At 67.6% G+C, this 24,712-nt stretch carries 24 protein-coding genes; 9 read left to right on the top strand and 15 right to left on the bottom strand.

Annotated elements, in window-relative coordinates; all coding sequences use genetic code 11:
• Positions 1 to 49: 49 nt before the first annotated feature.
• Genes ACFFGN_RS00260 through ACFFGN_RS00240 form a run of 5 tightly spaced genes read right to left on the bottom strand, consistent with a single transcriptional unit; the run spans position 50 to position 7,329 of the window.
• Positions 50 to 598 (bottom strand): hypothetical protein, encoded by a 549-nt coding sequence (locus tag ACFFGN_RS00260; RefSeq protein WP_380043155.1) that lies wholly within the window; start codon positions 596 to 598, stop codon positions 50 to 52.
• A 2-nt stretch (positions 599 to 600) separates the two neighbouring features.
• Positions 601 to 2,097, bottom strand: coding sequence for an Nramp family divalent metal transporter (locus tag ACFFGN_RS00255; RefSeq protein ID WP_380043154.1), 1,497 nt, complete (start codon positions 2,095 to 2,097; stop codon positions 601 to 603).
• A 57-nt stretch (positions 2,098 to 2,154) separates the two neighbouring features.
• Positions 2,155 to 4,308: an acetate--CoA ligase family protein gene (locus ACFFGN_RS00250; protein WP_380043153.1), complete on the bottom strand. Its 2,154-nt coding sequence runs from the start codon at positions 4,306 to 4,308 to the stop codon at positions 2,155 to 2,157.
• 39 nt (positions 4,309 to 4,347) lie between these two features.
• Positions 4,348 to 5,574 carry a formyl-CoA transferase gene (gene frc, locus ACFFGN_RS00245; RefSeq protein WP_380043152.1) on the bottom strand — a complete coding sequence of 409 codons (1,227 nt, stop codon included), beginning with the start codon at positions 5,572 to 5,574 and terminating at the stop codon, positions 4,348 to 4,350.
• A gap of 15 nt (positions 5,575 to 5,589) precedes the next feature.
• On the bottom strand, positions 5,590 to 7,329 hold the full coding sequence (locus tag ACFFGN_RS00240) for a thiamine pyrophosphate-binding protein (RefSeq protein WP_380043150.1): 1,740 nt from the start codon (positions 7,327 to 7,329) through the stop codon (positions 5,590 to 5,592).
• Between the two features lie 159 nt (positions 7,330 to 7,488).
• Between ACFFGN_RS00240 and ACFFGN_RS00235 the strand changes: the two genes are divergently transcribed.
• Entirely contained in the window at positions 7,489 to 7,794 is a 306-nt protein-coding gene (locus ACFFGN_RS00235) for an Rv0250c family protein (protein WP_380043148.1), read from the top strand.
• On the opposite strand, the gene ACFFGN_RS00230 is transcribed toward ACFFGN_RS00235, so the two are convergent.
• Together ACFFGN_RS00230 and ACFFGN_RS00225 are read right to left on the bottom strand one after the other, a co-directional pair.
• Complete coding sequence (locus tag ACFFGN_RS00230; protein WP_380043146.1) at positions 7,791 to 8,420, bottom strand: hypothetical protein; 630 nt, start codon at positions 8,418 to 8,420, stop codon at positions 7,791 to 7,793. The genes ACFFGN_RS00235 and ACFFGN_RS00230 overlap by 4 nt on opposite strands.
• A 6-nt stretch (positions 8,421 to 8,426) precedes the next feature.
• Positions 8,427 to 9,806, bottom strand: coding sequence for an MFS transporter (locus ACFFGN_RS00225; RefSeq protein ID WP_380043144.1), 1,380 nt, complete (start codon positions 9,804 to 9,806; stop codon positions 8,427 to 8,429).
• Between the two features lie 160 nt (positions 9,807 to 9,966).
• Between ACFFGN_RS00225 and sucC the strand changes: the two genes are divergently transcribed.
• From sucC to ACFFGN_RS00210, 3 genes are read left to right on the top strand one after another with little or no spacing between them, the layout of a single operon-like run.
• Positions 9,967 to 11,154 (top strand): ADP-forming succinate--CoA ligase subunit beta, encoded by a 1,188-nt coding sequence (sucC, locus tag ACFFGN_RS00220; RefSeq protein ID WP_380043142.1) that lies wholly within the window; start codon positions 9,967 to 9,969, stop codon positions 11,152 to 11,154.
• 12 nt (positions 11,155 to 11,166) lie between these two features.
• Complete coding sequence (gene sucD / locus ACFFGN_RS00215) at positions 11,167 to 12,057, top strand: succinate--CoA ligase subunit alpha (RefSeq protein ID WP_380043139.1); 891 nt, start codon at positions 11,167 to 11,169, stop codon at positions 12,055 to 12,057.
• A 13-nt stretch (positions 12,058 to 12,070) separates the two neighbouring features.
• On the top strand, positions 12,071 to 12,946 hold the full coding sequence (locus ACFFGN_RS00210) for a 2-hydroxy-3-oxopropionate reductase (protein ID WP_380043137.1): 876 nt from the start codon (positions 12,071 to 12,073) through the stop codon (positions 12,944 to 12,946).
• A 60-nt stretch (positions 12,947 to 13,006) separates the two neighbouring features.
• Here ACFFGN_RS00210 and ACFFGN_RS00205 read toward each other — a convergent pair whose 3' ends face one another.
• The 3 genes from ACFFGN_RS00205 to ACFFGN_RS00195 are packed head-to-tail and all read right to left on the bottom strand — an operon-like array spanning position 13,007 to position 16,566.
• Positions 13,007 to 13,981 carry a 2-dehydropantoate 2-reductase gene (locus ACFFGN_RS00205; RefSeq protein WP_380043135.1) on the bottom strand — a complete coding sequence of 325 codons (975 nt, stop codon included), beginning with the start codon at positions 13,979 to 13,981 and terminating at the stop codon, positions 13,007 to 13,009.
• A gap of 11 nt (positions 13,982 to 13,992) precedes the next feature.
• Complete coding sequence (gene gcl, locus ACFFGN_RS00200; RefSeq protein WP_380043133.1) at positions 13,993 to 15,711, bottom strand: glyoxylate carboligase; 1,719 nt, start codon at positions 15,709 to 15,711, stop codon at positions 13,993 to 13,995.
• Between the two features lie 60 nt (positions 15,712 to 15,771).
• Entirely contained in the window at positions 15,772 to 16,566 is a 795-nt protein-coding gene (locus ACFFGN_RS00195) for a hydroxypyruvate isomerase family protein (RefSeq protein ID WP_380043131.1), read from the bottom strand.
• Here ACFFGN_RS00195 and ACFFGN_RS00190 point away from each other — a divergent pair.
• Positions 16,526 to 16,861, top strand: a complete 336-nt coding sequence (locus tag ACFFGN_RS00190; RefSeq protein WP_380043129.1) for a phospholipase domain-containing protein — start codon at positions 16,526 to 16,528, stop codon at positions 16,859 to 16,861. The genes ACFFGN_RS00195 and ACFFGN_RS00190 overlap by 41 nt on opposite strands.
• Here the strand turns inward: ACFFGN_RS00190 and ACFFGN_RS00185 are convergent.
• Positions 16,805 to 17,854 (bottom strand): Gmad2 immunoglobulin-like domain-containing protein, encoded by a 1,050-nt coding sequence (locus ACFFGN_RS00185; protein ID WP_380043128.1) that lies wholly within the window; start codon positions 17,852 to 17,854, stop codon positions 16,805 to 16,807. The two genes, ACFFGN_RS00190 and ACFFGN_RS00185, sit on opposite strands and share 57 nt — an antisense overlap.
• Positions 17,855 to 17,953: 99 nt before the next feature.
• Positions 17,954 to 18,862, bottom strand: a complete 909-nt coding sequence (locus tag ACFFGN_RS00180) for a LysR family transcriptional regulator (RefSeq protein ID WP_380043126.1) — start codon at positions 18,860 to 18,862, stop codon at positions 17,954 to 17,956.
• Between the two features lie 92 nt (positions 18,863 to 18,954).
• Between ACFFGN_RS00180 and ACFFGN_RS00175 the strand changes: the two genes are divergently transcribed.
• Positions 18,955 to 20,049 (top strand): TDT family transporter, encoded by a 1,095-nt coding sequence (locus tag ACFFGN_RS00175; RefSeq protein WP_380043125.1) that lies wholly within the window; start codon positions 18,955 to 18,957, stop codon positions 20,047 to 20,049.
• Positions 20,050 to 20,224: 175 nt separating this feature from the next.
• Complete coding sequence (locus ACFFGN_RS00170; protein WP_328996045.1) at positions 20,225 to 20,428, top strand: cold-shock protein; 204 nt, start codon at positions 20,225 to 20,227, stop codon at positions 20,426 to 20,428.
• Between the two features lie 90 nt (positions 20,429 to 20,518).
• Here ACFFGN_RS00170 and ACFFGN_RS00165 read toward each other — a convergent pair whose 3' ends face one another.
• Positions 20,519 to 21,403: an arginase family protein gene (locus tag ACFFGN_RS00165; RefSeq protein ID WP_380043122.1), complete on the bottom strand. Its 885-nt coding sequence runs from the start codon at positions 21,401 to 21,403 to the stop codon at positions 20,519 to 20,521.
• An 88-nt stretch (positions 21,404 to 21,491) separates the two neighbouring features.
• Here ACFFGN_RS00165 and ACFFGN_RS00160 point away from each other — a divergent pair, with 88 nt between their 5' ends.
• Positions 21,492 to 22,100 (top strand): CGNR zinc finger domain-containing protein, encoded by a 609-nt coding sequence (locus ACFFGN_RS00160; RefSeq protein WP_380043120.1) that lies wholly within the window; start codon positions 21,492 to 21,494, stop codon positions 22,098 to 22,100.
• A gap of 73 nt (positions 22,101 to 22,173) precedes the next feature.
• Here ACFFGN_RS00160 and ACFFGN_RS00155 read toward each other — a convergent pair whose 3' ends face one another.
• Entirely contained in the window at positions 22,174 to 22,734 is a 561-nt protein-coding gene (locus tag ACFFGN_RS00155) for a GNAT family N-acetyltransferase (RefSeq protein WP_380043118.1), read from the bottom strand.
• A gap of 132 nt (positions 22,735 to 22,866) precedes the next feature.
• Between ACFFGN_RS00155 and ACFFGN_RS00150 the strand changes: the two genes are divergently transcribed.
• The gene (locus ACFFGN_RS00150) at positions 22,867 to 24,228 is read left to right on the top strand and encodes a hypothetical protein (protein WP_380043116.1); all 1,362 of its coding nucleotides are present in this window, start codon (positions 22,867 to 22,869) and stop codon (positions 24,226 to 24,228) included.
• A 55-nt stretch (positions 24,229 to 24,283) separates the two neighbouring features.
• On the opposite strand, the gene ACFFGN_RS00145 is transcribed toward ACFFGN_RS00150, so the two are convergent.
• A complete protein-coding gene (locus ACFFGN_RS00145; protein ID WP_380043114.1) occupies positions 24,284 to 24,676 on the bottom strand; it encodes a M23 family metallopeptidase in 393 nt (130 codons plus the stop codon).
• Positions 24,677 to 24,712: the final 36 nt, after the last annotated feature.

Here is a 24,712-nt window from a genome sequence, read left to right as displayed (position 1 = left end):
GAACTGCGACTACTCGCGGCAGTGGAACTGCGACTACTCGCGGCAGGAGTCAGGCGGCCGTGCGGCGTTTGCGAGCGCGGTCGCGGCCGGTGGCGGCTTTGCGCTCGGCGAGCGTGGTGGCCAGCTCCTTGTACTGCTCGACACAGCGATACGCGTACTCGTTGTGCGCCCGGATCCGCGGCCACCAGTGCCGCCCGAGCTGTTCGTGCATCCACAAGAAGCCGATCGCGAACCCCATACTCAGCAAGGCCCGAAACGCGAGGAACTCCAGCGGCGCCTCAGGCAAACCAGGCGATCCGAGGAACACCCACTCGGTGACCACCGCGTGCGCCATCAACGCCACCGGGAAGCCCACCAGCCAGTACATCGCCGCCGGCGCGAACACGCCGGCCGGAACCTTGCCCAGCGCAACGAGTACGGCGTACCCGGTGGCGAAGAACGCGATGGGTATGCCGAGGGCCAAACCGGTGATGACCGCCCAGCCAGTGGGCTGACCCGCGAACGCGGCCAGCCCACTGGCCACCAGGCCGGCGGCAACTCCGATGGACAAAGCAGGGACCGAGAACTCGGCCAGCTGCCGGACCTGGATGCTGGCCATGGTCAGCCCACGACCACACCGAAGCGGACCAGGCTGTAGAACAACATGCCCAGGTAGAACACGGCGCCGAACCCGATGATCAGGTTCCGTCCGATGCCCGGGCGAATCGGTTTGGGCAGCAGCTTGTTGTTCACCAGTAACAACACCACGCAGTACGCGCCCATCGCGAAGGTGGACAGGAACGCGAGAATGTCCAGAATGCTCGCGGGTCCATCCGCCGGACCGAACAACAGGATCAAAATACCGAAGGTGATAACGCCCCACAGGAAGCCGGCGTACAACCGCGACATACCGATCTTCTTGGCACCCGGAACGAAGTAGTACGTCATATCGGCCTGGCCCCGGGAGAACGAGTCGAACAATCCGAGGGTGGCGTTCAGGCCGATCAAAGCGATGAAGCCGAAGAACGCCGTACCGAGAATCGGGCTACCGGCCGAGGCGAAAGCGTCGGACATCGCCTTCAGCGCGGCCTCCCGGTCGCCACCTTCGATCAGGGCGCCGACATTCGGATTCTCCCGGGCCGCGGACATCGCCAGCACGGTGAAGGAAACCGTGACCAGCATCGTGATTCCCCAGAAAAGCAGGAGCGCGTCGAAGGTGACCCACCGGCGCCACCCTTTCCACTTCTCCATTTCGGCCGGGTCCTCGGTGTCGAACATGTAACCGCGCGACGGCATCGACTCGGCCTCACCGGCGGTACGCAGACCGCGCACCTTCGGAATGTGCGCGCCCATCGCGGCACCGCTGTCCCGCAGCTGCAGCGTGTACCACATCTGCTGCATGCCGGACGGTCCCGCGAAGGCGATCGAGCCGACGATGATCGGGAACCACACGTCGGACAGTGCCTTGTCCGGCAGGAACCCGAAGGCGAACATGCCCGAGACGGTCGCGGCCAGGTCGTCCCAGCTACCGACGATCGCGGCGATGATCGCGGTGCCGACCACCAGGAATCCGATCAGGAAGCCCAGCACCTTCTCCAGGAAGCTGTAGATCACCGAGAGCAGGCTGAACAGCACGCCCACGCCGACCAGGGCGACACAGGCCGAGGCCTGCCAGGGAATACCTGATATCTCCTCGAAGGCGGCGGCTCCGGCGGAAAGATGCCCGGGCCAGATGTAGATCAAGATGGCGGCGACGTAGAAGAACCACATCATCGGTTTGAAGATCCGCGCGGCGCCGAAGAAGATGCTCTCCCCCGTCGCCATCGCGTACCGCGCCATCTCCAGCAGCACGAACGCCTGCAGGGTGACACCGACCAGGAACAGCCAGCGGATGTCGGGGCCGAAGACCAGCACCAGCCGCGGCCACATGTAGGACTCGCCCATGCCCACCCCGAGCGCGACCAGGAACACGGTCGGTCCGAGGATGTGAATGGATGGTGGTGCCTTCGGCAACTTCCGGATCGGCATCGGTTCGAGCCGGCCCGCCCGCCAGACGCGCTCCTCGGTAGCCGGGGAGTGACCGTCGGGCAGATCTGAGGTACTGCTTGTGACGTCCAAGGCGGACTCCTTATGGTCGACGCCAACTGGGAATGTACCCCCGCGGTAGTGCTGCTGCTAGAGCGTTTGCCGGCCGACCAGGCCGGCGTTGCGGGCCCAGCGGTACTTGGCGCCGAGCACGGCGACGGGTGTTTCGGTGGTGTACGGATAGGCCACCACGCCGTGCTCGAACAGGTACTGGCTGGCCTCTTCGACCTCCACGTCACCGGACAGTGAGGCGACAACCGGCTTGGAGATGCCCTTGGCCCGGTATTCGGCCACCACGTCCGCGACCAGTTCGGCGAACACCATCGGTGGCGTGACGATGGTGTGCCAGTAGCCCAGGATGAGCGCGTGGATCCGCTCGTCCTGCAGGCCGAGGGCGATGGTGTTGCGATAGGTGGACGGCGGCTCGCCGCCGGTGATGTCCACGGGATTGCCCGAGGCACCGAACGGTGGGATGAACCTCTTGAACGCCTCGTCCAGGTCGGCCGGCATGCTCATCAGGTGCAGGCCGTTGTCGACGCAGGCGTCGGAGAGCAGCACTCCGGAACCACCCGCGCCGGTGATGATGACGACGTTCTCGCCCTGCGGAGTGGGCAGCAGCGGAATGCCCCGGGCGTACTGCAGCATGTCGTTCAGCCCGGGCGCCCGGACCACACCCGACTGCCGCAGGATGTCGTCGTACACCTTGTCGTTGCCCGCGAGCGCTCCCGTGTGGGAGCTTGCCGCCCGCGCGCCCATATCCGTTCGGCCGGCTTTGAGCACGACCACCGGTTTCGTCTTAGACACCCGCGACGCCGTCTCGGCGAAGGCCCGGCCGTCCTTGAGGTCTTCCAGGTGCATGGCGATCAGATTGGTGTTGTCGTCGGCCTCGAAGAACGTGAGCAGATCGTCCTCGTCGATATCGGCCTTGTTGCCGACACCGACGATCGCGGACACCCCCATCCGGCTGGACCGGCTGAACCCGAGGATCGCCATCCCGATACCGCCGCTCTGCGAGGACAGCGCCACGCTGCCCTGGACGTCGTACGGCGTGCAGAACGTGGCGCAGAGCTTTTCGGGCAGGTAGTAGTAGCCGTAGATGTTCGGCCCGAGGAGGCGCACCCCGTGCTTGCGCGCGACGGCCAGTACCTCGTCTTGCAGGGCCTGCTCGCCGGTCTCGGCGAAGCCCGACGGGATCAGGATCGCCCCGGCGACACCCTTGAGACCGCACTGCTCGAGCGCACCGGCAACGAACTTGGCCGGTACGGCGAACACGGCCACATCCACGTCCCCGGGTACGTCGGTGATGCTGGGGAACGCCTTCAGGCCGAGGACCTCACCACCCTTGGGGTTGATCGGGTAGATCTCGCCCTGGTAGCCGCCGTTCACCAGGTTCTTCATCACCGAGTTGCCGATCTTGCCGTCCTCGTTCGAGGCACCGATCACGGCGATGGCTCGCGGCTTCATGATCCGGGTCATCGCCGTGAGGATCTCGTCCTGGCTGAACCGTTCGACCGGTACGCCGGCGGCCGGGTCCACGATGATGCGTACGTCGACCGCGGTGGCGCCGTCCGGCCCGGCCAGCACCGGGTTCAGGTCGACCTCGGCGAACTGCGGGAAGTCGCTGACCAGGTCGGACAGGGCCGTGATTATCGCGGCGATGGCCGGCTTGTCGACCGGCTTGGAGCCGCGGACGCCGTTCAGCATCTCGTGCGCGTTGATGCCCTCCACCATCGAGGCGGCTTCGTCCGGCGTGGTCGGGGCCAGCCGGAAGGTGACGTCCTTCAGTACCTCGACCAGCACCCCGCCCAGGCCGAAGGCCACGATCTTGCCGAAGGTCTGGTCGTGCACGGCGCCGACGATGACCTCCTGCACGTCCGGACCGCGCTGCAGCATCTTCTGCACCTGTACGCCGCTGATCTCCGCGTCGGCCTGATACGCCTTCGCGTTCGCGACGATCCGGTCGAACGCCTCCTTGGCGGCGCTCTCGTTCTCGACCCCCACCACCACCCCACCCGCGTCGGTCTTGTGCAGGATGTCCGGCGAGACGATCTTCAGTACGACCGGGAAGCCGATCTCGGCCGCGAGTTCCGCGGCGCCGTCGGCGGTGGTCGCCAGACCTTCGCCCGGGGTGGCAATGCCATAGGCGTCGGCCACCAGCTTGGCCTCCGGCGCGCTGAGTGCGGACCGGCCCTCTGCCAGGGCCCGGTCGAGCACCGCCTGGACCGCTGCCTTGTCGTAGCTCATCTCTCTCCTCCGGCTCTTTCGTCTCTGCTGGGGCCAGGGTCAGACGACGCCGGCGGTCTTCAGGTCTTCCAGCTCCGCGGCACTGATGCCGAGCCGGCCGTAGATGTCCGCGTTGTGCTCACCCAGACCTGGTGAGGTCTCGATCCGCACCGGGGAGTCGGACAACTTGATCGGCATGCCGACGGTCTTGAACGTGCCGCGCTGGGGATGCTCGACCTCCACCACCGCGCCGAGTTCGGCGAGCGTCTCGTCCTCGATCAGCTCGCGAGTGCTGAGGATCGGCCCGCAGGGCACGTTGAGCGCGTTGAGCGCGCCCATCACCTCGAATTTGGTGTGGTCCTGGGTCCAGGCCTCGATCAGCTCGAACATCTTGCCGAGCTTGTCGAGCCGGGCCGTCGGCGTGGACCACTCCGGATCGTCGGCGAGTTCGGGCCGGCCGATCAGGTTCGCGATCGGCGCCCAGCCGGGCGGTTGCACGATCACGTAGATGTAGTCGTTGGGTCCACCCGGCGCGCAGCGCACCGCCCAGCCGGGCTGCCCACCGCCCGAGGCGTTGCCCGAGCGTGGGACCTCGTCACCGAAGTCCTGGTTCGGGTACTCCTTCAGCGGGCCGTGCGCGAGCCGCTGCTGGTCGCGCAACTTCACCCGGGTCAGGTTCAGCACGGCCTCCTGCATCGCCACGCTGACCCGCTGGCCCTTGCCGGTCTGGACCCGCTGGTACAGCGCGGCGAGGATGCCGGCCACGAGGTGCATCCCCGTACCCGAGTCACCGATCTGGGCGCCGGTCGCGACGGGCGGACCGTCCTCGAACCCGGTGGTGCTCATTGCACCACCCATCGCCTGGGCCACCACCTCGTACGCCTTGAAGTCCTCGTACCGCCCGGGGCCGAAACCCTTGATCGAGGCGAAGATCAGCCGCGGGTTGATCTCCTGCAACTTCGCCCAGGTGAAGCCCATCCGGTCGACCGCGCCGGGTGCGAAGTTCTCCACCAGGATGTCGGACTCCTGCACCAGCTGGGTGAAGATCTCCTTGCCGCGATCGGACTTCATGTTCAAGGTGATGCTGCGCTTGTTGCAGTTGAGCATCGTGAAGTACAAGCTGTCGACGTCCGGGAGGTCGCGCAGTTGCTGACGGGTGATGTCACCGGTCGGCGCTTCGAGCTTGACCACATCGGCGCCGAGCCAGGCCAGGATCTGGGTGCAGGACGGTCCGGACTGCACGTGCGTCATATCGAGAACGCGGACACCTTCAAGGGCTTTGCCCATGATCAGCCTCCCGGGCTACTTGTACATGGTCTGGTTCAGCGTTCCCGGCGCGTACGCGTCCGGGTCGACCCACACGTTGATCAGCGACGGCAGTCCCGATTCGCGGGCGCGCTGCATGGCCGGCCCGATGTCCTTCGGGTCGCGGACCTCTTCGCCGTATCCGCCGAGCATCCGGGCGAACTCGTCGTACCGGACGTCACCGAGGGTGTTGCCGACCCGGCCGCGGGCGGCGCCGTACTTCTGCTCCTGGCCGTACCGGATCTGGTTCATCGAGGAGTTGTTGCCGACCACCCCGACAAACGGCAGGTTGAACCGCACGAGCGTCTCGAAGTCCCACCCGGTCAGCGAGAAGGCACCGTCGCCGAACAGCGCGACCACTTCCTTGTCCGGCCGCGCGTACTTGGCCGCCATCACGAAGGGGATGCCGACGCCGATGGTGCCGAGCGGACCTGGATCCATCCAGTGACCGGGCGACTTCGGCTGGACGACGCCACCGGAGAAGGTGACGATGTCGCCACCGTCGCCGATGTAGATCGAGTCCTCGGTGAGGAACTCGTTGATCTCGTGCGCGAGCCGCAGCGGGTGGATCGGGTTCGCGTCGGACAGCTGGCGCGGAAGGCGCTTCTGGTACGACGCGTCCTCTTCCGCGCGCAGTTCGCTGAACCACGCCTTGCGGTCGTTCGCCTTGTTGTGCAGGCGGCCCGACGCGGCCTGGGTCACCGCGGCCAGGATCGCGCCCGGGTCACCGACCAGGCCGAGATCGATATCGCGGTTGCGGCCGACGGTGCGGTAGTCCATGTCGATCTGTACGACGGTCGCGTTCTTCGGCAGCCGGCGGCCGTAGCCCATCCGGAAGTCGAAGGGCGTACCGACGATCAGGATGACGTCCGCGTTGTTGAAGGCGTACCGCCGCGACAGGTGGAAGTGGTGCGGATCGCCGGGCGGCAGCGTGCCGCGGGCCGATCCGTTCATGTAGGCGGGAATGTTGAGCGTGCGGGCGAAGTCGATCGCCGCGTCCGTGCCGCGGGAGGTCCATACCTGCGTGCCCAGCAGTACGGCGGGCTTCTCGGCCCGGACCAGCAGGTCCGCGAGGGCCTCGATGTTGGCCGGGTCACCGATGCTCTTGGTGGAGGCGCGGTACCGGCCGCCTTCGGGAATGACCGCCTGCTCGACCGGTACCGAGCTGTCCAGGATGTCCCGCGGGATCTCCAGGAACGACGGGCCGGGTGCGCCGTTGAAGCACTCCCGGAATGCCATCGACACCATGTCCGCCACCCGCGAGGTGTGCGGCACGGTGGCCGCGAACTTGGTGATCGGGGTCATCATGTCGACGTGCGGCAGATCCTGCAGTGAACCCATCTTGTGCTGGTTCAGCGCGCCCTGGCCGCCGATCAGCAGCATCGGGCTCTCGGCCCGGAAGGCGTTCGCGACACCGGTGACGGCGTCGGTGGTGCCCGGGCCGGCGGTCACTACCGCGCACCCCGGCTTACCGGTCATCCGGGCGTACCCGTCCGCCGCGTGCGCGGCGACCTGCTCATGCCGTACGTCGACGACGGCGATGCCTTCGTCCACGCAGCCGTCGTAGATATCGATGATGTGGCCGCCGCAGAGGGTGAAGATCACGTCGATGCCCTCAGCCTTGAGGGCCTTCGCGACCAGATGACCACCCGAGATGGTGGTGGCCTCCGCGTCCGACTTCGGGGCCGAAACGCTGCCGTTCGCGGCGGCACTGGTTTCCGACACTGTTTGCGCCATCTGTGTAGTCATCTCCTCGAGGGGGAGGCCGGTGTTCTGGCTATCAGTCCAGCCGGTTCGTAGATTGCATACCGTATGGTGTAGCCGTATTCATAGCCCACTTTCCGGCGGCTTGTCCAGGGTCTGACGACTTCTAGGCGACTGTATGCAGTATCCCGTATGCTCAACCTGGAAGATCAGGACGAGTGTGGGGAGAACGCCGTGAACATCCGCGAAGACCTGGACCACGCCACCCGTGCGGTAAGGGATCTGGAGGCGGCCGTCGGCCGGCTCCAGCACCGGATCGGCCACCATCTCGACGTACAACGCCTCGCTGACGACGTGCAGCGCTGCCAGGCGGATCTACTGCGGCTCACCACCCAGACCCGGCAACCGGCGAGCCACCCGGACCTGGTTCTTGTACCGGACGACGACTACGACGCCACCATGTGGCAAGACGCAGACCACGAAGGCGTCCGTCCCTAGCGGACCGCTCGCGGCCGCGGTGGTTCAGACGCACCCACACGCGGGAGGACGCGTGTGGCGGTCTGGCGGGGTGGGGTGCTGGAGAGGCACAGTTTGAGGAGCCGCCGGAGCTGGGCATCGCGCCCGGCGCCGGCGGCTTTTGCGGTCACGGCGACGGCCTCGGCCGCGTGTTCGGTGGCCACGAACGTTCGGTAGAACGGCTCGCTCAGCCTGATCCGATCCAGCACGGGAAACCACCATCGCGCCGGGCCCGCCACCTTTGCGGGGTTCTCCTCCAGCAAGCCGAGCGCGGTCTGCCGGGCAGTCTCCAGCCGACGCCGTTCGTCTGCCGTGATGAACTCGGGCCGCGGACTGGCCAGCGCGTTCGAAACGCACACCGCCACCAGCCTGGCCGACGTGGCGAACCCGGTGTGCGCCGTACCGACAAAGGCCGGCGCGAACTCCCGCAGTGCAAGCCGGCCCGGCACGCTGCTGTGATCATGTACGGCGCGGGCGATCGCGCCGAGCGTTGGATGTACGCAGCTCGGGTGATCCGTCCACGGTTCACCCGCGAGCTTCGACACCACCTCCAGCAGGCACGGGGTCTTGCGTTCGGCGGCACTCAGGCGGTCGTACCTCGACTTCATCGGCGGTCACTCACCCGGCCGGGGCGCGGCGGCTTGAGCGACAACCGGCTGGCCGAGCTGAGGTCGAGGCGACTCCGCGGCCAACGCCGGGCGCCCGGGTTGCCGCAGGAACCGCACCGGCACCGCTGCCATCAAGCCGACCAGCCCGGCGACCAGGAACACCGGTTGGTAGCCGACGGCAACAACCAGTGATGCGGCGGCGCCAACGCCGACCAGGCCACCGAAGGCTTTCGCGCTGTAGAGAACGGCCTGGTTCTGCAACAGGCTGTTCTCGCCGAAGTACTCCAGAACGAGATTGGCCATGATCGCGTAGAAGGCGCCGCCGCCAAGCCCCGCGAACATCGCACACAGCACGAACAGCCACGCGACGCCGGACCCGCCCGCTAGCGCGAGACCGAGGTGGGTCACTCCTTCGACCGCGAACACCGCCGCCAACACCCGGCGCCGCCCGAACCGGTCGGACAGATGGCCCGCGGTGGAACGGCCGAATCCGTTGACCGCGGCAAGCATCGCCGCCGCGAGTCCGGCGGTCCCCGCGCCCACGCCGGCCTCAACGCCGTACCCGAAAACAAAGGCGATCCCGAACAACGAGATCGCCGTACTGAGTGCGAGGGTCAGCCACATCAAGGGCAAGGCGCCGGTCCGGAAGGCCTCACCGGGAGCGTAGTGCCGCAACGCGGGCTGGTTGTGCGGGAAGCTCCGGTTGAGCTTGCGGTCGACCGCCCAGGCCTGCGCGTCGAGTTCGGCCGGCCACCAGTGCGGCGGCGGATCCTTCAGTACGCGACCGGCCACCAGGACCACCGCAACGGCCGCGACCGCCGCCATGTCGAACACGACGGCGTCGGACCACACCTGCAACAGCAGGATGCTCGGCACCGCGCCACAGGCGAATCCACCGGTCACGAATCCGATCGTCGCGGTACGGCGCTCGGGGAACCACCTGGCGGCGGTGGTGATGCACGCCGAGTAGACGATCCCGGCACCAACACCCCCGATTACGGCATACCCCGCGAGCGCGACGCCGTACGACCCGGCGTGGGCCAGTGCGACCAGGCCGATCGCGGCGAGCACTCCCCCGAGTACGACGAGGCGGGCCGGTGTGACCCGGCGCTGGCGATGGACCCGGGCAACAGGCACTGCGACGACGGCCTGGAACGCCACGAAGAGCGCGAGCAGCCACATCGTCTGGACGAGACTCCAGCCGTGATCGCCTTGCAGACCGAGGGCGGTGACACCGAAGGAGTACTGCAACGGGCTGATCGCCACCAGGCACGCCCAGGCAATCCACAGCTGCCAGCCGCGACTCCGGCCGGTGAGTTCTCGTGGATCTTCGCCGACCCGATATCGCCGGCCATAAACATCTCGCACGTCCCGCGCTGTGGTCATCCGGATCGCCTCCTCGGCTACTGCATACCGTATGAAGCCTTGGTACTCCCCTGACCTCCAGCTTGTCCAGAGGCGAATTGCGGTGACTTCTTGTTCATCTCGCTGTATACAGCATACAGTCGACCTACGCTTTGACGGCCCGACCGTGGAAGGACCACAGATGGATCTGATGGAGTACCAGGCCAAGGAACTGTTCGCCGCGCACGAGGTGCCGGTCACGCTCGGCACGGTGATCGACGACCCCGCCCTGGCCGCCGAAGCCGCTGCCGCGCTCGGCGGGCGGGTGGTCGTGAAGGCGCAGGTGAAAGCGGGCGGGCGCGGCAAGGCCGGCGGAGTGAAGCTCGCCGCAGACCCGGCCGAGGCGGCCGCCCGGGCGGAGGAGATCCTCGGCATGGACATCAAGGGTCACACCGTGCGGCAGGTGCTGCTCGCGCCCGCGGCCGAGATCGCCGACGAGTACTACTTCTCGTTCCTGGTCGACCGGGCCAACCGCGGCTACCTGTGCATCGCCAGCACCGAGGGCGGCGTGGAGATCGAGGAGGTGGCCCGGACCAATCCCGACGCCGTCGCCAAGGTGCCGATCGATCCACTGGTCGGGGTGGACGACGAGAAGGCCCTGGAGATCGTCGCGGCGACCGGCTTCCCGGCGGAGGCCGCTGACGTGATCCAGCGGTTGTGGGACGTGTTCGTCAAAGAGGACGCCTCGCTGGTCGAGGTCAACCCCCTGGTGCGGCTGGCCGACGGCCGGCTCGACGCTCTCGACGGCAAGGTCACCCTGGACGAGAACGCCGACTTCCGTCATCCCGGGCACAGCGCTTTCGAGGACACGGCCAGTGGCGATCCGCTGGAGGTCGCGGCGAAGGCCAAGGGCCTCAACTACGTGAAGCTGGACGGCCAGGTCGGCATCATCGGCAACGGAGCTGGGCTGGTCATGTCCACGCTCGACGTCGTCGCGTACGCGGGTGAGCGCCACGGTGGGGTCAAGCCCGCGAACTTCCTGGACATCGGCGGCGGTGCCTCGGCGGAGGTGATGGCGAATGGTCTGCGCATCATTCTCGGCGATCCGCAGGTGCGCAGCGTCTTCGTGAACGTCTTCGGCGGGATCACCGCGTGCGACGCCGTTTCGAACGGCATTGTGCAGGCCCTCGAACTGCTTGGCGATCACGCCGACAAGCCGCTTGTTGTCCGGCTGGACGGCAACAACGTCGAGGCCGGCCGGAAGATCCTGAAGGAGGCGAACCACCCGCTGGTCACCTTGGTGGAAACCATGGACGGCGCGGCCGATCGCGCCGCCGAACTCGCCGCGCTCGCCGTGGCCGACGATGCCGCGTCTGTCGCGGCCGAATAGAGGAGTGTCGACATGGCGATCTTCCTGACCGAGCACAGCCGGGTCATCGTGCAGGGCATGACCGGATCCGAAGGCCAGAAGCACACCAGCCGGATGCTTGCCTCCGGCACCGATATCGTCGGCGGCGTGACGCCCGGCAAGGCCGGCCAGTCGGTCGAGTTCGGCAGCCGCCTGGTCCCGGTCTTCGGGTCGGTGGCGGACGCGGTGACGGAAACGGGTGCGGACGTATCGGTCGTCTTCGTCCCACCGCGGTTCGTGAAGGGCGCGGTGATCGAGGCGGTCGACGCTGGTATCCCGCTGGTGGTCGTGATCACCGAGGGCGTCCCGGTGCACGACACCGCCACCTTCTTCGCACACGCCCAGGCAGCGGGCACCACCCGGATCATCGGGCCGAACTCCCCCGGCCTGATCAGCCCCGGTCGTTCGAACGCCGGCATCATCCCGGCGGACATCTGCGGCGAAGGCCGGATCGGCCTGGTCTCGAAATCGGGCACGCTGACCTACCAGATGATGTACGAGCTGCGGGACTTCGGCTTCTCCACCGCCATCGGGATCGGCGGCGACCCGATCATCGGTACGACGCACATCGACGCCCTCGAGGCCTTCCAGGCCGATCCGGATACCGACGCCATCGTGATGATCGGCGAGATCGGTGGTGACGCGGAGGAACGCGCCGCGGCGTACATCGCGAAGCACGTGACCAAGCCCGTCATCGGCTACGTCGCGGGCTTCACCGCGCCCGAGGGCAAAACCATGGGCCACGCGGGCGCGATCATCTCGGGCTCATCGGGCACGGCCGTCGCCAAGCAGGAGGCCCTCGAGGCCGTCGGCGTCAAGGTCGGCAAAACCCCGTCCGAGGCCGCGCGACTGATGCGCGCGGCACTGCAGCGCCAGCCGGTCTGAGCGGGGTCGCGCCATGACAAAGATCGGATTCATCGGCCTCGGCATCATGGGATCCCCGATGGCGGCGAACCTGCTGCGCGCGGGTCACGACGTCACCGGGTACGACGTAGTGCCCGCCTCGGTGGACCGCCTACTCCAAGCCGGCGGAAAGCCCGCGCCCTCCATCGCCGAGGCCGTCGCCGGCGCGGAGGTGATCATCACGATGCTGCCGGATTCACCCCAGGTCACCGAGGTGGTCCTCGGCCCCGGCGGCGTACTCGAGTCGGCCGTCGAAGGCCAGCTGCTGATCGACATGAGCTCCATCGCGCCCGAGACCTCCATCGCGGTGGCCGCGGCCGCTTCCGCCCGCGGCGTACGTGCCCTCGACGCGCCGGTCAGCGGCGGTGAGGCCGGTGCGATCGAGGCCTCGCTGTCGATCATGGTGGGTGGTTCGCCGGAGGTGTTCGAGGCGGCTCGACCCGTGCTCGAGCTGCTCGGGAAGACCGTTGTCCACGTTGGTCCGGCCGGCTCCGGGCAGACCGTGAAAGCGGCCAACCAGCTCATGGTGGCAGGCATCATCGCCTTGGTAAGCGAGGCGATCGTGCTCCTGGAGGCCTCAGGTGTCGACAGTACGAAAGGCCTAGAGGTACTCGCGGGCGGCCTGGCGGGCAACACCGTCCTGAACCGGAAGGCGTCGTCCATGCTGGCCCGGGAGTTCGCCCCGGGCTTCCGCATCGACCTCCACCACAAGGACATGGGGATCGCCTTAACCTCCGCCCGCGCCGCCGGCGTCTCCCTCCCGGTAACCGGCCTAGTAGCCCAACTAGTCGCCTCAGCCCGAGCCCAGGGGTACGGCGGCCAAGACCACTCCGCCCTCCTCCAAGTAATCGAATCCCTCTCCAAGCCCTAACCACCACAAAAGGGCCGGCTGGCTCCCCAAGGGGAACCAGCCGGCCCTTTGCGTTGAGGTTTAGGCGGTGCCTACTTTGGTGCTCAGGAGGTCGGTTACGGCGTGGACGGCTTTGAGGGTGGGGGCGGGGGTGTTGGTGAGGTCGGCCAGTTCGACTACGGCGGCAAGGATGACGTCCAGTTCGAGGGGTTTGTCCTTCTCCAGGTCCTGGAGCATGGACGTTTTGTGCGCGCCTACCCGCTGGGCGCCGTCGAGGCGCTTGTCGACCGAGATGGCCGGGTGACAGCCGACCGCGGCCGCGATGGCCAGCGTTTCCTCCATCATCAGGCGTACGGTCGCCCGCGTGCCGTGGTGTCTCGCGATCTCCACCATCGTGGCCCGGGCCAGCGCGCTGATCGGGTTGAACGCGGCATTGCCGAGCAGCTTGATCCAGATGTCGTTGCGGATATCCGTTTCGACCGGGCACTTCAGTCCACCCGCGACCATCGCCGCGCTGAACTCGAGGCACCGGTCGGACGTCGTACCGTCGGGCTCACCGATCGAGAAGCGGGTGCCTTCCAGGTGGCGGATCAGCCCGGGCCCTTCGATCTCGGTCGAGCAGTAGACGACGCAACCGACGGCCCGTTCCAGCGGTAGTACCCGGGTCACCTCGCCGTCCGGGTCGACCGATTCGATCCGGCGGCCTTCGTACGGGCCCTTGAGTCCGTGGAAGTACCACCAGGGAATTCCGTTCTGCGCGGCGACTACCGTGGTGGTGGCGTGCAGCAACGGCTCGATCAACGGCCCGCACGACGCGTACGAGTTGGCCTTCAGGCCCAGGAAGACGTAGTCCACCGGGCCGACCTCGGCCGGATCGTCCGTTGCCGGGGTCATCGCGACGAAGTCGCCGCGGGGCGAAAGCACCTTCACGCCGTTCGCCCGGATCGCGTCGAGATGGGGGCCTCGGGCAATCAGGTGGACGTCCGTACCACCCCGGTGCAGGGCCGCTCCGACATAGGCGCCGATCGCGCCCGCACCCAGAACCGCGACTCTCATGCCGGTCACCCCTACACTTCCTCGAACTCGATGACGTTGTCGATCTCCGTGCCCATCGACACGTTCGTGACGCGTTCGAGAATGACCTCGACCACCACCGGTACCTCGAACTCCATCATCAGCTTGCGCGCCTCTTCCAGCGCGGGCTGGATTCCGTCCGGCTCGAACACGCGTAACGCCTTACAGCCAAGACCTTCCGCGACCTTCACGTGATCGACGCCGTAGCCGCCGACCTCCGCGCTGTTGATGTTGTCAAAGGCAAGTTGTACGCAGAAGTCCATGTCGAACATGCGCTGCGCCTGCCGGATCAACCCGAGGTAGGCGTTGTTCACCACGACGTGGATGTAGGGAATCTTGAACTGCGCACCAACCGCGAGCTCCTCGATCAGGAACTGGAAGTCGTAGTCGCCGGACAAGGCAACCACCGTCGCGCCCGGATCGGCTACCGCCACTCCCAGCGCGGCGGGCGCGGTCCAGCCCAGCGGACCGGCCTGGCCCGCGTTGATCCAGTGCCGCGGCTTGTACACGTGCAACATCTGCGCCGCCTGGATCTGGGACAACCCGATCGTCGACACGTACCGCGTCTCGGGGCCGAAGACCGCGTTCATCTCCTGGTAGACCCGTTGCGGCTTGATCGGCACATTGGCGAAGTCCGTACGGCGCTGCAGGGTCCGCTTGCGCTCGGCGCATTCGCCGGCCCAGCGGGAGCGGTCCGGCAACTGCTGGTCCTTCGCGACGTCGAGCAATCCCTCCAGCGCGGCCTTCGCGTCGGACACCACGCCGAGGTCGGGCGCGAACACCCGGCCGATCTGCGTCGGCTCGATGTCGATATGAATGAAGGTCCGGCCTTTTGTATAGGTGTCGAGGCCGCCGGTATGCCGGTTCGCCCAGCGATTCCCGATGCCCAGCACGAGGTCGGACTCGAGCAACGTGGCGTTGCCGTACCGCTGGGAGGTCTGCAGTCCGACCATGCCGGCCATCAGCGGGTGGTCGTCCGGAATGGTCCCCCAGCCCATCAGCGTCGGAACCACCGGAATCCCGGTCAGCTCGGCGAACTCCACCAGCAGGTCCGCGCCGTCGGCGTTGATCACGCCACCACCCGCCACGATCAACGGCCGATCAGCCGCCGCCAGCATGCGCAGTACCTGTTCGACCTGGGCCCGGGACGCGCGCGGTGTTGCCAGCGGCAACGGCTCGTACAGCTCCGGGTCGAACTCGATCTCCGTGAGCTGTACGTCGAGCGGCAGATCAACCAGCACCGGGCCGGAGCGGCCGGATCGCATGATCTGAAAGGCCTTCTGGAACGTGCCCGGAACTTGCGCAGCCTCCATCACGGTGACGGCCCACTTGGTCACAGGCGCCGCGATCGCCTGGATATCGACCGCCTGGAAGTCCTCCTTGTGCAGCTTTGCCACCGGGGCCTGGCCGGTGATGCAGAGAATCGGAATGGAATCGGCCGACGCCGAGTAGAGGCCGGTGATCATGTCGGTACCGGCCGGGCCGGACGTACCGATGCAGACGCCGAGGTTGCCCGCCTTGGCGCGGGTGTATCCCTCGGCCATGTGCGAGGCGCCTTCGACGTGCCGGGCGAGCACGTGCGTGAGCTCGCCCTGGTCCCGCATCGCCGAGTAGAACGGGTTGATGGCCGCGCCGGGCAGGCCGAACATGTGGGTGATGCCCTCGCGGCGGAGGATCTCCACCGCGGCGCGGGCCGCTGTCATTCGGGGCATGGGCGTGCTCCTAGGGGTGTCTCAGGTGCAGCGAGTAGCAGGGTCTTCGGTCCGCCGGGGTCAGCGGAGCCAGGTGAGGCTGGCCAGGGTCGACGCCGTGCTCGGTTTGTATTCCAGGGCGATCCGGCCGCGATATCCGGCGGCGGCGAGTTCGTTGAGGTGCTGGTCGAACGGGACCGTGCCGGAGCCGGGTTCGTTGCGCCCGGGTGCGTCCGCGAGTTGTACGTGCGCGATGCGGTCGCCGTACGTGCTGATCACCTTGCCGACGTCATCCCCGTTGACGGTCAGGTGGTAAAGATCGGCGAGCAGTGCCAGGTTGGTGACCCCGGTCCGCTCGACGTTCGTGATGACGTCGACGACATCCGCCGCGGTCAGCAGTGGATAGCGGTCCGCGCCGCTGAGTGGTTCGACCAGCACGGTGCCGTCGATGGAACGCAGCGCCGCGGCCGCGAGGGCCAGATTCTCGATCGCGATTTCGTCTTGGGCTGCTGGATGTACGCCGTCAAGGCGGTTGCCGTACAGCGCGTTGAATGCCCTACATCCGGTCATCTCGGCGATACCGAGCACGGCCGCGAGGTTGTCGCGGAACTCCAGGGATCGGGCCGGCCAGGAGACCAGGCCTCGATCACCGGCAGCCATGTCGCCGGCGGCGAAGTTGAGGCCGATCAGCCGTACGCCGGCATCGGCGAGCGCGGTGACGAACCGGTCGACCTCGCCGTCCTCCGGCACCGCCGAGGCGAACGGCCACCAGAACTCGACCTCCTCGAACCCGGCAGCCCGCGCGGCGGCTGGTCTCTCGTACAGGGGCAGCTCAGTGAACAAGATCGAGCAATTGACGGCAAAACGCAGCGACATAGGTCCGCCTCCCAGAGGGACTTGGTATACGGGATACAGTAGGCCGCTGTCCGATCCCGGTCAACCCTCCTACGGCTGGTACGACGTCAGCGTGACGGCCGACGGCGGGTTCATCCGCAGGTTCGCGGGTCACGTCGAGAAAGGTGCCCACAGCAGCAGTGATCCCGTGATGGGATCAGGCGCGCCGCCCACGACGGTGAAAAGTACGGCGGACAAGGATCACCACCCCATGCAGCATTCAGCGAACGGTGAAGGACTTGGTGTCGCGGGTGGTGAGGCGGCCGTCGAGAGCTGAGTACTCCACGCACTCCACCTCATACGAGCCGGGCGGTAGCCGGGCACTGATGACGAACGGCCGCTGCTCGGCCGGGTTGTCGCCGGAGTGCACGGTGACGGCGTTCCGGGCGACCACCTTGCCGGTGCGGGTGTTCCGGATCCGGTAGCTGACGTTGCCCTCGAAGGTGATCGCAAGACCCGTGATCTTGACCGCCGTCGACGTACTCGCGCCCTGCGCCGGACTGGTGATCCAGATCGGCGCGACAAGCTTCCCCACCGGTACCGGCTTCGCCTCGGCGACAGCCGGTACCGCCACGAACGCCTTACCCCCGACCGTGATGCGAACCGGCAAAGGCTCGGCGAAGGCGCCGTGCACGGTGTGCACCAACTGCTGGATCGCGGCGTCGGCCAACGCGGCGTCCTGGACCACCTTCGGCAAGCTCTCGAAATCCACCACGATCACGCCGTTGATCTCGCTGACGGAATTGACCCGAGCGCCGGCCCAACCGGAGAAGTAGTCCGGATCCGGCGCCCGCTCGGTCAGTCGCCGTACCGCGTGAACCGCGGTGAGCCCGGTGAACGTCTCGACCGTGCGGTACAGCCTCGGCTCCTTTTCGCCAGGCTGATATCCGAGCCAGTAGAGCGGGAATTGCCGTCCCGCCGGCTTCACCACCGTCGGATCCGCCTGGGATGCTGATTTCCCCGCGACCGCGGGCCCGGCCGACTCCGCGGCTGGTCCGGTGGACTCCGCGGCCGATTCGGGACCCGGTTTCGGCTGGAACGCGTCCGGCAGGATCGTGAACAACCCGATCGTGGCCGCCGTACCGATCACGGCAGCGCCGATCGTCGTCCGCAACCACGGCCGTACGGGCGGCTCAGCCGGTTCGCACGCCTCAGCGCGGAGGCGTGCCTGGATCTCCTCGAGCCCGTGCCTCGGCTGTTCCCCGAACTCCGCCTCCCGCCACAACGAAAAGCGGATCACGTCGTCGATCGACTCTTCGTCGTCGCTCATGACGGACCCGCTCCGGGGTGACCTGTGAAAACCTGCACGTACGTCGACGCCGCAAGGGCCGGTTCGGTTGGCGTGAACTCCTACTAAAGGAGGAGAGGCCTACGGCCGGATGGCGATCGCAAGCAGGTTCCGGACGGGCCCGGCCGGTGGAGTGGCCGATCCGGCCCAGACGGCTCGGAGCGTCCGGGTGAGGTCCAGCCCGGCCATCGGCACCTCCACGAGTCGACCCGTCGTGAGGTCGGACTCCACGGCGTACCGGCTGAGGATGGCGGGGGCGCTCCCAGCCCGCACTGCCTCCCGCACGGCGGTTGAGGTGGTCAGTACTACTGCAGGCTCCACCAACTCCAGGCCGTGCGCGGCAAGGGCCAGTTCGAGCACCTGACGTGTACCCGAACCGTGCTCGCGGGCGCTCAACGGCGTCGAGGCGATCTCGGCCGCGCTGATCGGCGTACGACGGCGGGACCAGGCGTGGCTCGGATCGACCACCAGGACGAGTTCGTCGGCGCCGACCGAGCGGCTGCGGAGGCCCTTGGGGGCGGAAGGCCCTTCGACGAAGCCGACCGAGGCGGCACCGGACCGGACCGCCTCCGCGACGTGCTCGCTGTTGGTCGCGGTCAGGTTGATCGTGGGCGGCGTACTGCCCTGGCGAAGCTGTACCAGCCAGCGTGGCAGGAGGTGTTCGGCGATCGTCATGCTCGCGGCGATCGTCAGCTGGCCCGCCTGGTCATCGCGCAGGGTGGCGATGGCGTTGTCGAGCTCGTGCGCGTGATCGAGCAGCTTGGCGGCCCACTCGACCAGGACCGTGCCGGACCGGGTGAGGCGCGAGCCGCGCGGAGTGCGCTGAAGCAACGTGCTGCCGACCTGGGCCTCAACCGCCCGCAGACGCTCGGAAGCGGCTTGCTGGGAGATGCCGTGCAGCCGGGCCGCCGCGCCGATGCTGCCTTCCCGGGCGGTGTCCACCAGCAGTTCGAGCGACGACAGATCGGGCATGCGCGGACTCAGGGACACCTTGTGACTCTACCTCGGTCACAGGCAGGGCTTGTGAGCACACAGGTTCGCGCCCGCTACCGGAGCGTGCCCTGGGCAACCACCCTCGAACTATGACCGCGGTAATGCTCGATCGGCCCACCACGACCACCAGCACCTCCCCCTGGTTCAGCAATGTCGGCCCCAACTGGTTCGCCGCCGCGATGGGCACGGGCATCGTCGCGAACGCCGCGGCGAGCCTGCCCTTCCAGGTGCCGGGCCTGCTGGTCGTTGCGAAGGGCATCTGGCTGCTGGACGTAGTGATCCTCGCCACACTCTTGACCGCCACCAGCCTGCACTGGGCCCGCAATCCGGTGGTCGCCCGAGGCCATCTCGAGCACCCGGTGATGGCCAACTTCTATGGCGCGCCGGCGATGGCTTTGATGACGGTCGGGGCGGGCGCGCTACTGCTCGGCAAAGACCTGATCGGCGTTCCGGCGGCCCTCGCGCTGGCCGCCGTTCTCTGGCTGGCCGGTACGGCGCTGGGCCTCTTCACGGCGGTCGTGGTGCCGTACAAAGCAATCACCAAGCACCGGATGAAACCGGACGCGGCGTTCGGTGGCTGGCTCATGCCGGTGGTACCGCCAATGGTCAGCGCGGCGACCGGTCCGCTGTTCCTGCCACACCTTCCGGCCGGGCAATGGCGGCTGTCTTTGCTGGTCTGCTGCTACGCCATGTTCGGCCTGACTTTGCTGGCAAGTTTGCTGGTCATAGCCATGATCTGGACCAAATTGATCCTGCACGGCGTAGGTGCCGCGGCCGCCGTTCCGGCCCTTTTCATCGTGCTCGGCCCGATCGGCCAGTCGATCACCGCGGCGCACAATCTCGGCCAGGCCGCACCGGCGATCGTGGGCGAATCCGACGGCCAGATCTTGCGCGTGTCCGGTCTTTTGTACGGGCTGCCGATGTGGGGTTTCGCGGTGCTGTGGCTGGCCCTCGCGAGCGCCCTCACGCTGCGCGTCGCGCGGACCGAGGGGCTGCCCTTCACGTTGACCTGGTGGTCGTTCACGTTCCCGGTCGGAACGGTGGTCACGGGGACCTCCGGACTGGCCGTCGCGACCGGCTCCACGCTGCTCGGCGCCGCCGCCGGATTGCTCTACGTGGGACTCGCCGCCGCGTGGCTCACGGTGGGTGCTCGAACACTTGGCCTGCTCCGTGCTAGGGTTTGACCCAGGTTGCTCGCTGTTTTGCAGTTCCACGAACGTTGCTTTCGAACGCCCGCGGATTGTGATCCGCTGGGCGTTTTCTCATGACTGGACTTGTTCCGACGTGGGAGGGCTCACCCGGCAGTGACCGGGGTGTCGGTAATTTCGCCGGCCCCTAGTACCCACGAAGGAGATTCACATGGCTAACGGAACCGTGAAGTGGTTCAACTCGGAAAAGGGCTTCGGCTTCATTTCGCAGGAGGGCGGCGGCGCTGACGTCTTCGTTCACCACTCGGCGATCCTGACCGACGGTTACCGCTCGCTGGACGAGAACCAGAAGGTCGAGTTCGACCTCGCCCAGGGCCCCAAGGGCCCGCAGGCGGAGAACGTTCGCCCGCTCTGATTTTCAGCAGCATCTGAAGCTTCAGCTTCATCCGTAGGGCCCGGCCTCACCGCCGGGCCCTACGGCATTTCCCGGCCGAATTCGACCCGCTCAGGTGCGCGTCCGCGTCAGGCTGCGCGCCAGCCGGGCGGCGAACGCGGCGATATCGGCCGGCACGGCGTGATCCGGATTAAGCTCGGTGACGACCAGCCCGCCCAGCGCCGGACTCGCCAGGAACACGTCCAGGCAGTCCATCGTCAGGGCGAACCGCAGCCCGGTGTGATCGTCCACATGCACCGGCACATCCGCGATCGGCAGATCGAAGAAGTCGATCACGTCCACGTCGAAGTGGACCAGGAACCGCCGGCCCCGCGCCTCCATCAACTCCCGCGCCTCTTTCGCCATCGCCACCCCGGTACGCCGTACGTCCGCCGAGGCGAAATGGCGCAACCCGCGCTGATCGCTCAGCTCGCCCGAGTCGTTGACCCCAAAGCCGAGGACCGCGTCCACCGCCATCGTGGGCCCGACCGAGGCCAGCGGCTGATGGCAACCAGGCTCACCCAGCAGATGCGCGAGGCCCATCGAGTCCGCGATACCGCCAGGCGTGGTCGCCGGCGTACCGAGGTCGAACCCGCCGTCGAAGTAGACCAGCCCCGGCTCCGGTTCAACCGTACTCAGCCCTGCCATCGCGCCTACCGTGATCGAGCAGTCCCCACCGAGTACGACCGGAAGACGGCCCTCGGCGAGCGTGGCTCCAACCCGTTCCGCCGTACGCCGCGCGACGGCGACCACGGTCGAGGCGTTCGACAGGCCATCGGCCTCGCGCACGGGCTGCCAGCGGCTCACGGGCGCATCCCCCGCGTCCAGGAAATCCACCCCGGCCTCACGCAGCGCCGTACCGAGACCCGCCTGGCGGAGTGCGGCCGGCGCCTTCTCCTGTCCGGGCCAGTGCGCCCCGGCGCTGGACGGAACTCCCAGCAGTTCGATCGTTGCCATTGGTTCTCCTCCTTCTGGCATAACGCATATTGCTGGAATCCTGCGGGTACCCGTTGAGAATTCCGGCAAACAGCGATTGGGTGGAAGCGTGAACAACAAGGGCGCGAGGTTCTACGCGGGCGTGCCCTGCCTGGACTTCGCGAACACAGTGGAGCCGCGCCGAGCCGAGACCGAGCACGACTTCGTGCCGGACTACGCGGCCCTACTCGCCTGGAGTCGCCAGGCGGACCTACTAACGCCCGAGACGTACGCCGCACTCGCGGACGTTTCCGAGGCCCGAGACGCTTCCGGGCCCCGGAGGGCTTCCGAGGCCCCGGTGGTTTACGAGCGGGCGATCGAGCTGCGCGAGGCCATCTACCGCGTCTTCGCTGGGATCGCTGAAGGAGCTTCCGCCCGGGCGGACGACTTGGTGGCGATCCAGCGGGCGTACGCCGAGGCGCAGGCCACGGCCGTGTTGCGGCCCGACGACCTCACCTGGACATGGCCGCGGCTCGAACCAGCCCTGCCGGTTTGGCTGATCGCCATCGATGCGATGGAGTTACTGCGCTCGAACCGGCTGGACCGGCTCAAACACTGCGAACTGCCGTGCGCGTGGCTGTTCCTCGACACGACCAAGAATCGCAGCCGCCGGTGGTGCAGCATGCGGGAATGCGGTTTCGAGGAGAAGGTGCGCCGGCAGGCGGCCAAACGCGCCTGACTGCAATGCACCCTGACTGCGACGCGACCTGGCTGCGACGCGACCTGGCTGCGACGCGATCGGCGCGACCTGACTAGGACGCGACCTGGTGGCGGCTTTCGGCTGGGATGGCGATCGTCGGCCGCAGGTGCAGGCGCCAGCGAACCTCGGCGGCCTGCAACCGGGCTGTCGGTGTGAGGCCTACGGCACGGGCGACGGCGGCGGACGCGGCGTGATTCGGATTGACGTGCGCGATCACGGTCGGCACGTGGTGCGAGATCAGCCAGTTGACCAGGCCGCGCGCCGCTTCCTTGGCGTAGCCCTGCCCCTGCCAGGCCGTGCCGACCACCCAGGCGATCTCACCGACCAGCCCGTAGGCCGAAGGTGAGACGGTGGCCTGCACATACCCGATCAGGCCGGGCTCGTCGTGGCGGCGCAGCACCCAGTTGTGCCAGGAAGCCGATTTGTCCGGCGGCCCGGCGAGCTGGCGCTGATAGCGAATGGCGAGATCGGCCACGGTCGGCGGGGTGCCGCCGGTGAAGGTGTAGAGGCTCTCGTCGGACAGCACGCCGGCCATTTCCTCGGCGTAGTCGACTCGTAACGGCAGCAGCGCGAGCCGCTCCGTGCGAATGGCCTCGGTCTCGACTAGGGTCACGGGCGCACCTTCCCGGCCGGCGGTCTCCGCCGGTCTCGCTCGTTCTCTCATCGATGTAAGACCATCGATACCCGCTCCACGCTCCGCCTAAGCCTGAAAGACGTCGTTGATGCATCAGAAGGTTTCCGCCCGGTGACCCGCCGTCCTCGCGCGGCCGCGGCCATGGTCGCGCTGCTCGTCCTGGTGGGCTCCGTCCGCACCGTGCAGGAGAACATCTGGTCCGCCTCGTCCGGCCCCGCCGCAAACCAGGCGAAGGCCGACACCTCCCTGGCCGCCCAGAACGTCACCCCCACGCCGACCCCGCTGCCTCTCCCGACGCTGCCCACGGTCAGACCGATCACCAAGCGGCCGTTCACGCTGCGCGGCGAGCTGGCCGGGGCGCCGTACGAGATCCGCGTCCCGCGTAAATGGAACGGCACGCTGGTGATGTACGCGCACGGGCTGCGCAACGTGCTGCCGAACGGCGGCCGCCCCTCGACAACCGCGGAGGCCTTTCTCAGCGACAAGGCCGAGAAGGAGATGCTCGCGCGCGGGTATGCGCTCGCCGGATCGGGCTATCGCGCCGATGGCTGGGCCGTCGACGAGGGCACAACGGACCTGCGTCAGCTGCTCACGTACTTCGAGGCGCTGGTATCGAAGCCGAAGACGACCCTGCTGGCGGGGTTCTCGATGGGCTCGGTGATCGCGCTGACCGAGGCCGAGCGCAACCAGCTGTACGACGGCGTGCTCGGCGGCTGCCCGATCGGCGCCGGCACGCCGCGGACGTTCGACATGATGCTTGACCTGGTCCTGGCCTACGACGCGATCTACGGCTGGCCGCAGGCCTGGGGTACGCCCGGCGACCTGCGCGACGACCTGAACTTCCCGAAGGAGGTACTGCCCGTACTGCGGCAGCGGCTCGCCGCGCCGGGTGGTCCCGCCCGCTTCGAGCTGATGCGCCTGCTCGCGGGAATCCCAAAGGGGCCGGAGTGGCCCGAACGCGTCTGGGGTTTCGCCACCACGACCCGGGCCCAGCTCGAACAACGCGCGGGTGGCCCGGTCGCGCAGAACCTCGACCACCAGTACGGCCTCAGCGAGCCGGACCGCCAGCGCCTTGTGCAACTCGGTCTGCCCAAGCTCGAGGTTGATCTGGCCATGTCGCGGATGGGCCGGAACCGGATCGCTCCCGGCGCCGGACGGTCGTACGTGGAACGTTTCGGCACCTTCGCGGGCTCGATCGACCGGCCGGTACTGCTGCTCGGCACGAGGGCGGACGCGCTGGTAACGCCGTCGCACGTGCGGGCTTACGAACTGCAGGTCAACTCGCAGGGTGGTTCGCGCTTCCTCGCCGACGCCTGGACCAATGGCGTCGGCCACTGCGACTTCACCCCGCGCCAACTCGTCGTAGCCGTCGACGCCCTCAACAAGTGGGTCAAGACGGGCAAACGGCCGGGACCTCTGCCGGCGAAGCTCGGATTCTTCGAGCGCACGCCGGCTCCGTGGCCCCAGCCGTAGCCGTCATCAAGAAGGCGGTGGTGACCTTGGCCTGTGGCGCGGAACAGTTTCATCGTCATCTCCCCAGTAGGCGGTGGTTCGGGTCCAGCAGGTCGAACAGTGGACTGCGATGATCCATGTACCGATAGGGCGCGACACGCTCCTCGTAGTGCAGGCCGTCTCCCCCCGTCGCGCCGAGCCGGTCCCCCGTCTCCACCCAGTCATCGCAGTCCACCGCCGCGGCCGACAGCCGGGCGTAGAAGTGCCTGATCCCGTTGCTCTCGACGACGACCAGCAGGCCGTACGTCGGTGTCGGCCCGGCTCGCACCACCACCCCGGCCAAGGTGGCGCGAACCGTCGTACCGCAAGCCGCCGTGTAGTCCCGTCCGGTGTGATAGCCGGCCGGCCACCGGTCCCCGGCCACCCCGAACTCGCATCCCACGAGTGCGGGCCGGACAGGTGTGGCCATCAGTTCCTCCTCGGATCGCCATCGGCTTGATGCGAT

This window comes from Kribbella deserti, assembly GCF_042434725.1.
GTDB lineage: Bacteria > Actinomycetota > Actinomycetes > Propionibacteriales > Kribbellaceae > Kribbella > Kribbella deserti.
The sequence above is the reverse complement of the archived record's forward strand: the minus strand, read 5'-3'. Positions and strand labels throughout refer to the sequence as shown.